11 protein-coding genes are annotated in these 14124 nt (G+C 61.7%); 9 read left to right on the top strand and 2 right to left on the bottom strand.

Annotation, left to right across the window (positions count from 1 at the left end; translation table 11 throughout):
* Positions 1 to 1401 carry a cytochrome ubiquinol oxidase subunit I gene (locus tag EGY12_RS20790; protein ID WP_004934615.1) on the bottom strand — a complete coding sequence of 467 codons (1401 nt, stop codon included), beginning with the start codon at positions 1399 to 1401 and terminating at the stop codon, positions 1 to 3.
* A gap of 144 nt (positions 1402 to 1545) precedes the next feature.
* Here EGY12_RS20790 and EGY12_RS20785 point away from each other — a divergent pair, with 144 nt between their 5' ends.
* The 6 genes from EGY12_RS20785 (at position 1546) to EGY12_RS20760 (ending at position 8708) form a co-directional block, all read left to right on the top strand.
* On the top strand, positions 1546 to 2964 hold the full coding sequence (locus EGY12_RS20785; protein WP_123895210.1) for a PLP-dependent aminotransferase family protein: 1419 nt from the start codon (positions 1546 to 1548) through the stop codon (positions 2962 to 2964).
* A gap of 154 nt (positions 2965 to 3118) precedes the next feature.
* Positions 3119 to 4807 (top strand): ABC transporter substrate-binding protein, encoded by a 1689-nt coding sequence (locus EGY12_RS20780; protein ID WP_172962942.1) that lies wholly within the window; start codon positions 3119 to 3121, stop codon positions 4805 to 4807.
* A gap of 48 nt (positions 4808 to 4855) precedes the next feature.
* Complete coding sequence (locus tag EGY12_RS20775; RefSeq protein WP_123895209.1) at positions 4856 to 5812, top strand: ABC transporter permease; 957 nt, start codon at positions 4856 to 4858, stop codon at positions 5810 to 5812.
* 4 nt (positions 5813 to 5816) lie between these two features.
* Complete coding sequence (gene opp4C, locus EGY12_RS20770) at positions 5817 to 6767, top strand: oligopeptide ABC transporter permease (protein WP_123895208.1); 951 nt, start codon at positions 5817 to 5819, stop codon at positions 6765 to 6767.
* Positions 6764 to 7750, top strand: coding sequence for an ABC transporter ATP-binding protein (locus tag EGY12_RS20765; RefSeq protein WP_123895207.1), 987 nt, complete (start codon positions 6764 to 6766; stop codon positions 7748 to 7750). Before opp4C ends, EGY12_RS20765 begins: the two co-directional genes overlap by 4 nt.
* Entirely contained in the window at positions 7740 to 8708 is a 969-nt protein-coding gene (locus tag EGY12_RS20760) for an ABC transporter ATP-binding protein (protein ID WP_123895206.1), read from the top strand. The genes EGY12_RS20765 and EGY12_RS20760 overlap by 11 nt, the downstream gene beginning before the upstream one ends.
* Positions 8709 to 8710: 2 nt before the next feature.
* Here EGY12_RS20760 and EGY12_RS20755 read toward each other — a convergent pair whose 3' ends face one another.
* Positions 8711 to 9685 carry an alpha/beta hydrolase gene (locus EGY12_RS20755; protein ID WP_123895205.1) on the bottom strand — a complete coding sequence of 325 codons (975 nt, stop codon included), beginning with the start codon at positions 9683 to 9685 and terminating at the stop codon, positions 8711 to 8713.
* A gap of 663 nt (positions 9686 to 10348) precedes the next feature.
* Here EGY12_RS20755 and EGY12_RS20750 point away from each other — a divergent pair.
* Genes EGY12_RS20750 through astD form a run of 3 tightly spaced genes read left to right on the top strand, consistent with a single transcriptional unit; the run spans position 10349 to position 14122 of the window.
* On the top strand, positions 10349 to 11563 hold the full coding sequence (locus EGY12_RS20750) for an aspartate aminotransferase family protein (protein WP_015378175.1): 1215 nt from the start codon (positions 10349 to 10351) through the stop codon (positions 11561 to 11563).
* 52 nt (positions 11564 to 11615) lie between these two features.
* The gene (gene astA, locus EGY12_RS20745) at positions 11616 to 12650 is read left to right on the top strand and encodes an arginine N-succinyltransferase (protein ID WP_038877029.1); all 1035 of its coding nucleotides are present in this window, start codon (positions 11616 to 11618) and stop codon (positions 12648 to 12650) included.
* Positions 12650 to 14122, top strand: a complete 1473-nt coding sequence (astD, locus tag EGY12_RS20740) for a succinylglutamate-semialdehyde dehydrogenase (protein WP_123895643.1) — start codon at positions 12650 to 12652, stop codon at positions 14120 to 14122. Before astA ends, astD begins: the two co-directional genes overlap by 1 nt.
* Positions 14123 to 14124: the final 2 nt, after the last annotated feature.

The following is a 14124-nucleotide window of genomic DNA, read 5'->3' as shown; positions in this document are numbered from 1 at the left end:
TCAGCTCCTGTCGTCCAGAGTATCGTTGACCGCGGACAGCGGACGCGCCGGGCGGCCCTCGGTATTGTCTTCTTGATGTTCATGCGGCTGCGGCCCTTTGCGGATCAGGCGCATCATGTAGGAATAGCCCACGCCGAACACCGAGCAGTAGACGATGATGAACGCCAGCAGGCTGATGCTCATGTGCAGATCGCCGTGCGCGGACACTGCGTCCTTGGTGCGCAGCAGCCCATACACCACCCACGGCTGGCGGCCGATCTCGGTGGTGAACCAGCCAGCCAGCAGCGCCAGCAGCCCGGAAGGACCCATCCACAGAATGAAGTACAGGAACGGACGCGACTGATACAGCCCGCCGCGCCAGCGCAGCCACAGGCTCCACACCCCGGCGAGTATCATCAGCATGCCCAGCCCGACCATGATGCGGAACGACCAGAACACCACGGTGGAGTTGGGGCGATCTTCCGGCGGGAAGGATTTGAGCGCCGGTACCTGTTCGGTCAGGCTGTGGGTCAGGATCAGGCTGCCGAGGTAGGGCACTTCCAGCTTGAAGCGGGTCTCTTCGCGCTGCATGTCCGGCCAGCCGACCAGGATCAGCGGCGTGGCTTCGCCCGGCGGGTTTTCCCAGTGGCCTTCGATGGCGGCGATCTTCGCCGGCTGGTGTTTCAGCGTATTCAGGCCGTGCGCATCGCCGATCAGCGCCTGCACCGGCGCGACGATCAGCGCCATCCACATCGCCATCGACAGCATCTTGCGCATCGCCGGGGTATCGCGGCCGCGCAGCAGGTGCCAGGCGGCGGAGGCGCCGACGAAGAACGCCGAGGAGAGGAAGGCGGCGGTGGACATGTGCAGCAGGCGGTATGGGAAGGACGGATTGAAGATGACCTTCAGCCAGTCGACCGGCACCACCTGACCATTGATGATTTCATGCCCCTGAGGGGTCTGCATCCAGCTGTTGGAGGCCAGGATCCAGAAGGTGGAGATCAGCGTGCCGAGTGCCACCATGCAGGTGGCGAAGAAGTGCAGGCCGGGGCCGACGCGGTTCCAGCCGAACAGCATCACGCCGAGGAAACCGGCTTCGAGGAAGAAAGCGGTCAGCACTTCATAGGTCAGCAGCGGCCCGGTAATGCTGCCGGCGAACTCGGAGAAGAAGCTCCAGTTAGTGCCGAACTGATAGGCCATCACCAGCCCGGACACCACGCCCATGCCGAAGTTAACGGCGAAAATCTTTGACCAGAAGTGGTAAAGCTCACGGTAGGCTTCATTGTGCGTTTTCAACCATAATCCTTCCAGCACCGCCAGATAGCTGGCTAAACCGATGGTGATGGCGGGGAAAATGATATGGAAAGACACGGTGAAGGCGAACTGTATTCTGGCAAGTTCCAGTGCATCAAGACCCAGCATGGCGCCTCCTAGGGTTGAACATAAATTAACCTCTTGAGTATAGCTGTCATTTTTATGTGAAAAGCTTGGCGTTAAGTTAATCACGAAGTACAGTGACTATAATAGTGACAGTTATTTTACTTTTTCATATAACAGTTAAGAGCTATGACCCGATACGAACAGCTTGCGCAGCAGATTAGAGAACAGATTCAGAACCGGGTGTGGCGGGCGGGCGACAAGCTGCCTTCGCTGCGCGAGAGTGGCAAACGCGCCGGATTGAGCCTGATGACGGTGGTACAGTCTTACCAACTGCTGGAAAGCCAGGGCTGGATCGTCGCTCGGCCGCAGTCGGGCTACTACGTGGCGGCGCGCCCGCAGCCGCTGCCTCAGCCTTCGCGCGGCGAGAAGCTATTGCTTAGCGAGCAGGTGGACATCAACGCCTTTATTTTCGACGTGCTGCAGGCCTGCAAGGATCCGGATATCGTGCCTTTCGGTTCGGCCTTTCCCGACGCCACGCTGTTTGCCCAGCCCAAGCTGGCGCGTGCGCTGAGCAGCGTGGCGCGCAAATTCACGCCACACAGTTCGCTGGCCAACCTGCCGCCAGGTAACGATGCGCTGCGGCGGCACATTGCCCAGCGTTACGCGCTGAGCGGCATGCAGGTCGCGCCGGACGAGATCGTCATTACCGCCGGGGCGATGGAGTCGCTCAGCCTCAGCCTGCAGGCGGTGACCCAGCCGGGAGACTATGTGGCGATCGAATCGCCGGCGTTTTACGGCGCGCTGCAAGCGCTGGAACGACTGCGGTTAAAGGCGGTGGCGATCGCCACGCATCCGCAGGACGGTATCGATCTGGACGCGCTGCAGCAGGCGGTGGAACAGTATCCGATCAAAGCCTGCTGGCTGATGACCCATTTCCAGAACCCGCAGGGTGCCACCCTGCCGGAGGCCAACAAGCAGCGGCTGGTGACGCTGTTGCGCGACCGACAGATCTCGCTGATTGAAGATGACGTTTACGGTGAGCTGTACTTCAGCGCGGAACGGCCGCTGCCGGCCAAGGCGCTCGACAGCGGCGGCCAGATTCTGCACTGCTCATCGTTTTCCAAATGCCTGGCGCCGGGCTTTCGCGTCGGCTGGGTGGCGGCGGGGCGTTATGCGCAACAGATCCAGCGTTTGCAACTGATGAGCACCGTTTCCACCAGCGTACCGACCCAGATGGCACTGGCGGATTATCTGCTGCACGGTGGCTACGACACCCATCTGCGGCGGTTGCGCCGCCTGCTGGCCCAGCGCCAAAGCGCGATGCGGCAGGCGATCGCCCACCATTTCCCGCCGACGGTGAAAGTCAGTCAGCCCGACGGCGGTTATTTCCTGTGGCTGGAGCTGGATCAGGCGCTGTCGTCGATGGAACTGTACCGGCGCGCACTCTCACGGGGCATCAGCATCGCGCCGGGGCGCATGTTCACCACCGGCGACCATTTCAACCACTGCTTCCGCCTCAACGCCTCTTTTGAATGGAACGACCGGTTTGAAGAGGCGATCAAAACCTTAGCCAAACTTATCCGGGGGCTGGCGGCGGCCGGTTAAAACGCGTTTTGCACCGAGCTTCACCCAAGAAAAATTCATAATGCTTTTTTCGGCAATGGAATGCCGGTTTCGTTGTTAGACAGCCCTGCAGTGGCCCATTACTCTGCGATAAATTTTGTCACATTTTTATCAACGGGAAGACGAGGGGCTGTGGGTGAGCAGAATAAAAAATAAGCTAAACAAACTGTTGCGTTATCGGCTGACGCCGCTGGCGTTGGTCTGCGCGCTGGGGCTGAGCGCCGGTGCGCAGGCGGAAACGCTGGCCGAAGGCATCACGCCGGCCAGCGACGCCGCTCGGGTTCCGGCCGCCGCCAAGCTGCGCAAAGACACCGTGGTGGCGGGTATCTCGGAGCCGCAAGGGATTTTCAACCCGTATCTGTTCACCAACGGCTGGGACGAGAACGTGACCGACGTGATCTTCAGCCGCGTGATTGGCCTGGACAGCCAGGGCAAGCCAGAAGGGCGATTGGCGGAGTCCTGGCAGGTCAGCCCCGATAATCTGACTTACACCATCAAGCTGCGGCCGAACCTGGTCTACAGCGACGGCTCGCCGCTGAAAGCCGACGATATCGCCTTTACCCTGACGCTGCTGCACGATCCGGCCTATGATGGTGACACTGACATCACACCGGCGCACATCCAGGGCGGCGCCGAGTATAAAAACGGCACCGCTTCAGGCATCAGCGGCCTGAAGGTGATCGACGATCGCACCATTCAGATCGTCACCACTCAACCGGGTGCGACTACGTTGCAACTGATCGGCGGTCCGGTGCTGTCGCGGGCTTACTACGGCAAAGACTATCAGCGCGGCAAGCTCGACGGCGTGCGCGCCTTCAACGGCAAACCGCTCGGCAACGGCCCCTATATTTACGATAAATATGTGCCAGGGCAGGAAATCCGCTTCCACGCCAACCCGAACTTCTATCTCGGTGCGCCGCCGATGGCACGCTTTATCTACCGCGTCACCAATCCGGCCACCAACTTCCAACTGTTCCAGACTGGCGAGACCGACTACGACGCTTTTACCGCCAAGCCGGACGATATCGAACAGCTGAAGCTGCTCGGCTTCGCCAATATCAACCTCTACAGCTCAAGCGACTACAGCCGCATCGATTTCAACCTCAAGCGCCCGGCGCTGCAGGACAAACGGGTGCGCCAGGCGCTGATCTACGGCCTGGATCGGCAAAAACTGATCGCCGTGGTGTACCAGGGTTACGGCAAGGTCGCCAACCAGCCGATCTCGCCGATCTCCTGGGCCTATGACGCGAACGGCATCAATCCCTACGCTTACGATCTCGATAAGGCCGGGAAACTGTTGGACGAGGCCGGTTGGCGAGTGGGCGCGGACGGCATTCGGCAAAAAGACGGTAAGAAGCTGGAGCTGACGCTGCTGGTGACCAAAAAGTTGATCAACGATGCGCTGGTGCCGATTGCCAAAGACAACTACCGCCGGCTCGGCGTGGTGCTCAAGCCACAGGTACTGGATTTCAACGCGCTGCTGGCGCAGCGCAAGGCGGGTAATTATGACCTGGCGTCTCTCAGCACCAGCACGCTGAACGACCCGCACGACGGCGTGCGCGATTTCATCAGCCGCGAGAGCGAGACCGGCTATAACAACCCGCAGGTGGACGCGCTGATCGCCAGAGCCAACGCCACGCTGGATATCGCCCAGCGCAAGCCGCTGTACCACCAGCTGTATCAGGCGCTGGCGGACGATCCGCCGGTGATCCTGCTCGGCAACCGCGAGATTTTGAGCGCCAGCAGCGCGCGCGTCACCGGCTTTAAACCGGATATCTACAACGGCTTGGTCGGCAGCCTGCCGAACGTCAAACCGGCGCCGTAACGCCCTGACGCCGCCGCGCCACTCCGGGCGGCGGCGATGGAAATCGCGATGAGAAATTTTATCCTGCGCCGTCTGTTGCAGACTATCCCGATGCTGCTGTTGGCTTCCTTGCTGATTTTTTGCATCTTCGCCCTGGCGCCCGGCGACTTTATCGACGGCAACATCAACCTGACCGCGCAACGCGCCGCCGAGCTGCGGGCGCTTTACGGGTTGGATCAGCCGTTGTTCAGCCGCTACCTGCACTGGCTCGGCCGGCTGCTGCAGGGCGATCTCGGTTTTTCGCTGCAGTATCAGATCCCGGTCAGCACGCTGCTGAACCAATACATCTGGAACTCGTTCCTGCTGGCGGCGGTGGCGATGGTGCTGTATTGGGGTATCGCGCTGGCGGTGGGGGTGATCTCGGCGATGAAACCCTATTCGCTGTTCGATCATCTGATTACCGTGGCGGTGTTCGCCGCCATGTCGTTTCCGACGTTCTTCCTGTGTCTGCTGCTGATCAAATGGTTCGCCGTCGATCTGCACTGGCTACCGGCGGGCGGCATGCTGCGCACCGGCAGCGAAGCGAGCGGGCTGGCCTGGGTATTGGAGGTGGCGGCGCACCTGCTGCTGCCGGTGCTGGCGCTGGTGATGCTGCAGGCCGGCAGCCTGACGCGCTATTTCCGCGCCAGCATGCTGGAGGTGATCCGCATGGACTACATCCGCACCGCGCGCGCCAAAGGGCTCAGGGAGAAAACGGTGATCCTCAAACACGCGCTGCGCAATGCGCTGTTGCCGATCGTCACACTGCTGGGGTTCGAGCTGCCGGGATTGTTTTCCGGCGCGCTGATCACCGAAAAAATCTTCAACTGGCCGGGCGCCGGGCATATCCATATCGATTCGCTGGCGGCGCGTGATTACCCGGTACTGATGGGGTTCACGCTGTTTCTGGCGGCCCTGACCATTCTCGGCAATCTGCTGGCGGACATTCTGTACGCCTACGCCGATCCGCGCATTCGCTTGAGGTAACGCTATGTTGGCTACGTTGTTTTTCGGCCGCCGTCGCCGCTGGCGCCAGGCCCAGTTGCCGGCGCTGGCGCAACTGTCGCCGCCGCCCGCAGCACAGGCCTGGCGGCGGCTGCGCCGCCATCGGCCGGCGATGATCTCGTTGGCATTACTGGTGCTGTTGGCGTTGCTATGCCTGATTGGGCCGTCGCTGTCGCCGTGGCGCGACGACGCTGGTGATGTGCTGAATATCAATCAGGCGCCGAGCGGCGCGCACTGGTTGGGCACCGACTTTCTCGGCCGCGATATCTGCACCCGGCTGCTGCTGGCGGGGCGGATATCGCTGACCATCGGCCTGGTGTCGATGTTGCTGTCGGTGACGCTGGGTTATGTGCTGGGCGCGCTTGCCGGTTATCTGGGCGGCGTAGCGGATCGGCTGATCATGCGCTTCGCCGATCTGTTGATGACCATCCCCGGCTTGCCGCTGTTGATCATCATGGGGGCGATGCTGACCGAGCTCGACGTCTCGCCGGATTACCGCATCTACATGGTGATGATCATGCTGAGCCTATTGGGTTGGCCGTCGCTGGCGCGGCTGGTGCGCGGCCAGATCCTGTCGCTGCGCGAGCGGGATTTCATGCTGGCCACCGAGGTGCTGGGGCTCTCCACCCGGCGGCGTCTTTTCGGCCATCTGCTGCCCAACACCGTGCCGATTTTGGTGGTGGTAGCCACCATGGCGGTGGCCAACGCCATCCTCAGCGAATCGGCGTTGAGCTATCTCGGGCTGGGCGTGGTGCCGCCGACGCCGTCGTGGGGCAACATGATGGACGCCGCCAACAGCCTGATCGACTTTCAGCACCGTCCCTGGCTGTGGATGCCGCCGGGGCTGGCGATCTTCGTCACCGTAGTGGCGATCAATATCTTGGGCGACGGCCTGCGGGACGCGCTCGATCCGAAAATGAACGGGGTAACGCGATGAGTCAACCGCTGGTGGCGTTCGATCGGCTGTCGGTGTCGTTTCAGGGAGAGCAAGGGCCGGTGCGGGCGGTGCAGCAGGTCAGCCTTGAGCTGCAGGCCGGGCAAACGCTGGGGATCGTCGGCGAGTCGGGCTGCGGCAAAAGCGTGACCGCCATGGCGCTGATGGGGCTGTTGCCGCAGCCGCTGGCGCAGGTAGACGGCGGTGAAATTCGCTTTGAAGGGCAGAACCTGCTGTCGCTGCGGGCATCCAAGATGGCCGACCTGCGCGGCAACCGGCTGGCGATGATCTTTCAGGAGCCGATGAGCGCGCTCAATCCGGTGTTGACCCTCGGTGAACAGCTGGTGGAACCGCTGATTCGCCACCTGTCTCTGCCGCCGAAAGCGGCTTGGCGTCAGGCGATTCAGCTCTTGACGGAAGTGGGGTTGGCGCGCGCGGAGGCGCTGATGCGCTGCTATCCGCATCAGCTGTCCGGCGGCATGTTGCAGCGCGTGATGATCGCCATGGCGATCGGGTGCCGCCCGGCGCTGCTGATCGCCGATGAGCCGACCACGGCGCTCGACGTCACGGTACAGGCGCAGATCCTGGCGTTGCTGCGCGAGCAGAGCCGGCGACACAATATGGCGATGATCTTGATCACCCACGATCTTGGGGTGATCACCCAGATGGCGGACCGGTTGGCGGTGATGTACGCCGGGCGCGTCGTCGAGCAGGGCTCGACGCGGGAAGTGCTGTCCGAACCGCGGCATCCCTATACTCAGGGGCTGATCGCCTCGCGGCCGGTGCCGGGCCAGCGGCTCCGCCGCCTGTATTCCATTCCCGGGCAGGTGCCGGATCTGGCGCGCTTGCCTGAACATTGTGCGTTTGCTGAGCGCTGTGCGCAGGCCTCCGCTCGCTGCCGCGACGGCATTCCGCCGCTGTATGGCACACAGCAGCGCCAATCCGCCTGCTTTCTCAACGCCGGAGGGCGCCCACATGTCGACTGAACCCCTGGTGGAAGTGAAAGGGTTAAAGAAATATTTCCCGCTGCGCGACGGGCTGTTCGGGCGAACCACCGGCCAGCTGAAGGCGGTGGACGACGTCAGCTTTAGCATTCGCAAGGGCCGCATTTTCGGGCTGGTGGGCGAGTCCGGCAGCGGTAAAACCACCGTTGGCCGCACGCTGCTCGGCCTGCATGATAAAACCGCCGGCGAGGTGATGTTCAAAGGGCAGGCGCTGGATAGCCTGAGCAAAGACGCGTTGCGCGCCCTGCGGCCGAAAATGCAGCTGGTGTTTCAGGATCCGTACAGCTCGCTGAATCCGCGCCTGCGCGTGGGCGACGCCATCGGCGAAGCGCTGTTGCAGCACGGCTTGGCGAGCAAGGCGGAACTGCGCGAGCGGGTGCTCGACACCCTGGCGATCTGCGGGCTGTCTCCACAGCATTACGGGCGGTTTCCGCATGAGTTTTCCGGCGGCCAGCGGCAGCGCATCGGCATCGCGCGTGCGCTGATCCTACAGCCGGAGTTTATCGTCGCCGACGAACCGATATCGGCGCTCGACGTGTCGATTCAGGCGCAGATCATCAATCTGTTTTCCGATTTGCAGGAACGGCAGGGGGTGACGCTGCTGTTTATTTCGCACGATCTCGGTGTGGTAGAGCATCTGTGTCAGGACGTGGCGGTGATGTATCTCGGGCAGATCGTCGAGAGCGCCGACCGCGATGCGCTGTTTCGCCGGCCGCTGCATCCCTACACGCAGGCCTTGTTGGCGGCGGTGCCGACGCTGGATGCGCATCGCTTGCCGCCGCAGGCAGCAAGCGGCGAGCCGCCGAATCCCGCCAACCCGCCACACGGCTGCCGTTTCCATCCGCGCTGCCCGCAGGCCACGGCGCAGTGCCGTGAACAGGCGCCGCGCCTGCGCAGCGTGGCGCCCGGTCATCAGGTGGCGTGCCACGTCGTCGGCTAGCGTCAGGACAGGTAGTGCTTCAACGCGCGCCCGGCCTGGTGGATCGCCGAATGCACCGCCGGGACGTGGGCGAGCGGATTCAACAGGCCGTAGTCGTGGATCAACCCGTTATAGCGGGTGGAAGTGACCTCGACGCCGGCGGCGTCGAGCAGACGCGCGTAGGCTTCGCCCTCATCGCGCAGTACGTCCAGCTCGGCGGTCTGCACCAGCGCCGGCGGCATGCCCCGCAGCTGTTCGGGCGTCGCGTTGAGCGGCGAGGCGTAGATCTCTTTGCGCTGCGCCTTATCGGGCGCGTAGCTGTCCCAAAACCACTTCATCATGTTGCGAGTCAGGAAATGGCCTTCGGCATACTGATGATAGGAGTCGGTATCAAAATGGGCGTGGGTGACGGGCCACAGCAGGATTTGGCAGCGCAGCGCCGGTATGCCTTTCTCTTTGGCCATTAGGCTGACTACTGTCGCCATATTACCACCGGCGCTGTTGCCGACCACCGCCAGTCGCGAACCGTCGACGTTGATCTTCTCGCCGTATTCGGCCACCCACTCGGTGGCGGCGTATGCCAGGTTGATCGCCTCAGGGTAGTGGACCTCCGGTGAGCGGGGATAGTTAACGAACACCGCTGCCGCGCCAGAGCTGTGCACCAGATCGCGTACCAGTCGCTCATGGGTGGGGAAATCCCCCAGCACCCAACCGCCGCCGTGAAAGAACATGAATACCGGCAGCGCCTCTTTGACCCTGGCCGGCCGCACCAGCTGCAGCAGAATATCCTGACCTTCCACGTGGATGGTTTTCTCGCTGATTTCCACTTCGCGCAGCGGCACCTCAACGCTGCGTTGCGCATCCTCCAAGACCCTACGCGCCTCTTTGGGTTTCATCTGTTCCATGGGTTTACCGCCGGCGGCATTCAACGCGTCGAGAAACGTGCGAATGTCCTGTTGGGCGCGTGGCTGGCTGAGATCGACGGTTTTCTTGGACATGGTGACTCCTTGTACGCAGAAGAGAAGATGCAGTCAGGATCACAGTGTAGTCGCTGGCGCACAAAGCAGGAGCCGCGGTCAGCCGGCCCTGTTTCGGGAGCATGGCGGGTGGGATCTTTGCGTCGCTGTCACGTTGCACGATCCTGGCGCACCGCTGCACCCGATTGGGCAAAAAGTGTGATAGCGAGCAAATCCGATGAAATTATTTTTGCGAGCCCGATCAGAAATCCTGAAGTTTTTCGTAATTGAATAGGATTTCGCGCGCAATGATGATTTTAGGCCTTATTTTTTAATTTATGCATTACCAATGCATAGAAATTGAATAAATATGCATTATAAGCCGTTGTTTTAACGCAAAAAATCGCAAAATTCGGCAAAAATCCCGTTTTGGCACGATAGCTGCTCTACACTCTTTATCAAACGACATGTATTTTAACTGCTCGTTAACATTTACTCCCCGCTCAGGGACCGGATATACGCCATAAATAGTGAAAAACCGATTTTATGTAACAGATTTGTTTCTAAATCAGCGGTAAGGGACAGCATTTTCTCCGCCGGGAAAGTCGGTTTCGAACAGCGGTTTTTTTGCATTGTGGCGGCCTAGCCGGGCTTGAGCGGTCCTTACAGTCAAAATTCAGCCTTTGCTGAGATTATGAGGTCACTATGGAACAGCCAATCGCAGTTACCCGCCAGTCTTTCGATGACTGGATGGTCCCGGTTTATGCCCCTGCCGATTTTATTCTGGTGCGGGGAGAAGGATCGCAGGTGTGGGATCAGCAGGGTAAGTCTTACATCGATTTCGCCGGCGGCATCGCGGTTAACGCGTTGGGGCATGCGCACCCGGCGGTCAAGGCGGCGCTGGTGGAGCAGGCGGGCAAACTGTGGCATCTGGGCAATGGCTATACCAACGAACCGGTGTTGCGCCTGGCCAAAAAGCTGATCGACGCCACCTTCGCCGACAAGGTGTTCTTCTGTAACTCGGGCGCCGAAGCCAACGAAGCGGCGCTGAAACTGGCGCGCAAACATGCGCACGACCAGCACGGCGCCGGCAAAGATCAGATTGTGGCGTTCAACAACGCGTTCCACGGCCGCACGCTGTTTACGGTGTCCGCCGGCGGTCAGCCAAAATATTCGCAGGACTTTGCACCGCTGCCGGGCGGCATCACCCATACGCCGTATAACGATCTGGCCGCGGCGGCCGAGCTTATCAACGATCGCACCTGCGCGGTGATCGTCGAGCCTATCCAGGGCGAGGGCGGCGTGCTGCCGGCGGAAGCCAGTTTCCTGCAGGGGCTGCGTGAGCTGTGCGATCGCCATAATGCGCTGCTGATCTTCGATGAAGTGCAGACCGGCGTCGGCCGCACCGGCCACCTGTATGCCTACATGCAGTACGGCGTGGTGCCGGACGTGCTGACCACGGCCAAAGCGCTGGGCGGCGGCTTCCCGATCGGCGCCATGCTGACCACCGATGCGCTGGCGAAAACGCTGGGCGTCGGTACCCATGGCACGACCTATGGCGGCAACCCGCTGGCGACGGCGGTGGCGGGGGAGGTGTTCTCCATCATCAACACCCCGGAAGTGCTGGAAGGCGTCAAACAGCGTCACCAGTGGTTTATCGACGGGTTGAACGACATCAACCGCCAGTACCCGATCTTCGCCGAGATTCGCGGCGGCGGTTTGCTGATCGGCTGCCAACTGAAGAAAGACTATGCCGGCAAAGCGAAGCAGATCACCCAATTGGCCAACGAAGAAGGCGTTATTGCGCTGATCGCCGGCCCGGACGTGGTGCGTTTCACGCCGTCGCTGATCATCCCTGAGCAGGATGTGAAAGAGGGGCTGGCGCGATTCGCGCGTGCCGTGGCGCGCATTTGCAGCTAATCAGCGGGCTGCGCCTTCACCGGCGCAGCCTGATTCAGAAGAGGTTCGCATTATGATGATTATTCGCCCTATAGAGCGTCGCGATCTGGCGGATTTATTGACGCTTGCCGGTAAATCCGGCATCGGTCTCACTTCACTGCCGCAAAATGAAGATACCTTGTCGGCACGCATTGAGCGGGCGTTAAAAACCTGGCAAGGCGAACTTCCGCAAAGTGACCAGTGTTATTTGTTCGTGTTGGAGGACAGCGAGCGCCGGCAGGCGGTGGGTGTCTGTGCGATCGAAGTGGCCGTCGGCCTGGCGGAACCCTGGTACAGCTTCCGGGTCGGCACACAGGTGCACGCTTCCAAACAGTTGAACGTCTATAAATCGGTACCGACGCTGTTCCTCAGCAACGACCATACCGGCCATTCGGAGCTGTGCACACTGTTCCTCGATCCGGATTATCGTCACGGCGAGAACGGCAAGCTGCTGTCGAAGGTGCGTTTCCTGTTTATTGCCGCGTTCCGCGAACGTTTCTCACGGCGCCTGATCGCCGAGATGCGCGGTTTCTCCGATGAAAACGGCCGTTCGCCGTTTTGGGAGAGCGTCGGACACCATTTCTTCTCCATCGAGTTCGCCAAGGCGGACTACCTGAGCGGCACCGGGCAAAAGGCGTTTATCGCCGAGCTGATGCCGAAACACCCGTTGTATGTCGATTTCCTGGCCGAAGACGCGCAGAAAGTGATCGGTGAGGTGCATCCGCAAACCTTGCCGGCGCGCCGGTTGCTGGAAGCGGAAGGCCTGAGTTACCAGGGGTACGTCGATATTTTCGACGGTGGCCCGACGCTGGAAGCCGAGATCGATCACATCCGCGCGGTGAAGCAGAGCCGCTTGGTGAAAGTGGTGCTGGATGACACGCCGATGCGCGCCGATGCACCGGTGCATCTGGTTGCCAACGACAACTATCAGAACTACCGCGCACTGTTGGTTAATGCCGATCTGTATGACGACCGCCTGCATATCAACGCCGCCACCGCTGCGGCGCTGGGTGTCGAGCAGGGCAGCCCGGTGCGGGTGCTCCCCCTTATTGCACAGGAGAAAGCATGATGTCCCATCCTGCACTGTTGATTAACGGCGTCTGGCGGCAGGGCCGCGGCGCCGAGTTCGGCAAGGCCGATCCGGTCGACAACCAGCCGCTGTGGCGCGCCAACGCCGCCGACGCCGGTGACGTTGCCGCCGCCTGTGAGGCCGCGCGCGCTGCGTTCCCGGCATGGGCGCGTACGCCGTTCGAACAGCGTGAACAGCTGGTGAAACGCTTCGCCGTCTTGCTGGAAGAACACAAACAGTCGCTGGCGGAAACCATCAGCCGCGAGACCGGCAAACCGCGCTGGGAAACGCTGACCGAAATTCAGGCGATGATCGGCAAGGTGGGCATTTCGCTGCAGGCTTATCAGACGCGGACCGGCTTTAGCCAGACGGCGATGGCCGACGGCGCTTCGGTGCTGCGCCATCGTCCGCACGGCGTGCTGGCGGTGTTCGGGCCTTACAACTTCCCCGGCCATCTGCCGAACGGCCATATCGTGCCGGCGCTGTTGGCCGGTAACTGCGTGGTATTCAAACCGAGCGAGCTGACGCCGCTGACCGCCGAGGAGACCCTCAAGCTGTGGCTGCAGGCCGGTCTGCCGGATGGGGTGATCAACCTGGTGCAAGGCGGCCGCGAGACCGGCGAAGCGCTGGCGGCCAGTGCGGATATCGACGGCCTGCTGTTCACCGGCAGCGCCGGCACCGGCTATCACCTGCATCGCCAACTGGCGGGGCAGCCGGAGAAGATCCTGGCACTGGAGATGGGGGGCAACAACGCGCTGATCGTCGACGGGTTCGACGATCGCGATGCGGCGGTCAACCTGGCTATCCAATCGGCGTTTATCTCCGCCGGCCAACGCTGCACCTGTTCACGCCGTATTCTGGTGAAGCAGGGAGCGGAAGGCGATGCCTTTATCGCGCGTCTGGTGCAGGTGGCGGGGGAATTGCGGGTCGGCCGCTGGGATGCCGAACCGGAACCGTTTATGGGCGGGGTGGTGTCGTCCGCCGCGGCGGAAAACATGCTGAAAGCGCAGCAGCGCTTGCTGGCGCTGGGCGGCAAATCGCTGCTGACCATGCGCCTGCTGGAGCCGGGCAGCTCGCTGCTCAGCCCGGGCATCGTCGATCTGACCGGCGTGGCCGGCGTGCCGGACGAAGAGTATTTCGGGCCGTTGACCACCATCGTGCGTTACCGCGACTTCGACGAAGCGCTGCAGCTCGCCAATCGGACGCGCTACGGCCTGTCGGTGGGCCTGGTGTCGCCGCAGCGCGAGCTGTTCGAGCGCTTGCTGCTGGAGGCGCGCGCCGGCATTGTCAACTGGAACAAGCCGCTGACCGGGGCATCCAGCGCGGCGCCGTTTGGTGGTGTGGGGGCCTCCGGCAACCATCGACCAAGCGCCTTCTATGCGGCGGACTATTGCGCCTGGCCGATGGCTTCGCTGGAAAGCGAAAGTCTGTCGCTGCCGGCGACGCTCTCGCCGGGCTTGTCGTTCCGTTAATT

The sequence above is a fragment of the Serratia sp. FDAARGOS_506 genome (assembly GCF_003812745.1).
Lineage (GTDB): Bacteria > Pseudomonadota > Gammaproteobacteria > Enterobacterales > Enterobacteriaceae > Serratia.
This window is presented reverse-complemented; position numbering and strand designations above follow the sequence as displayed.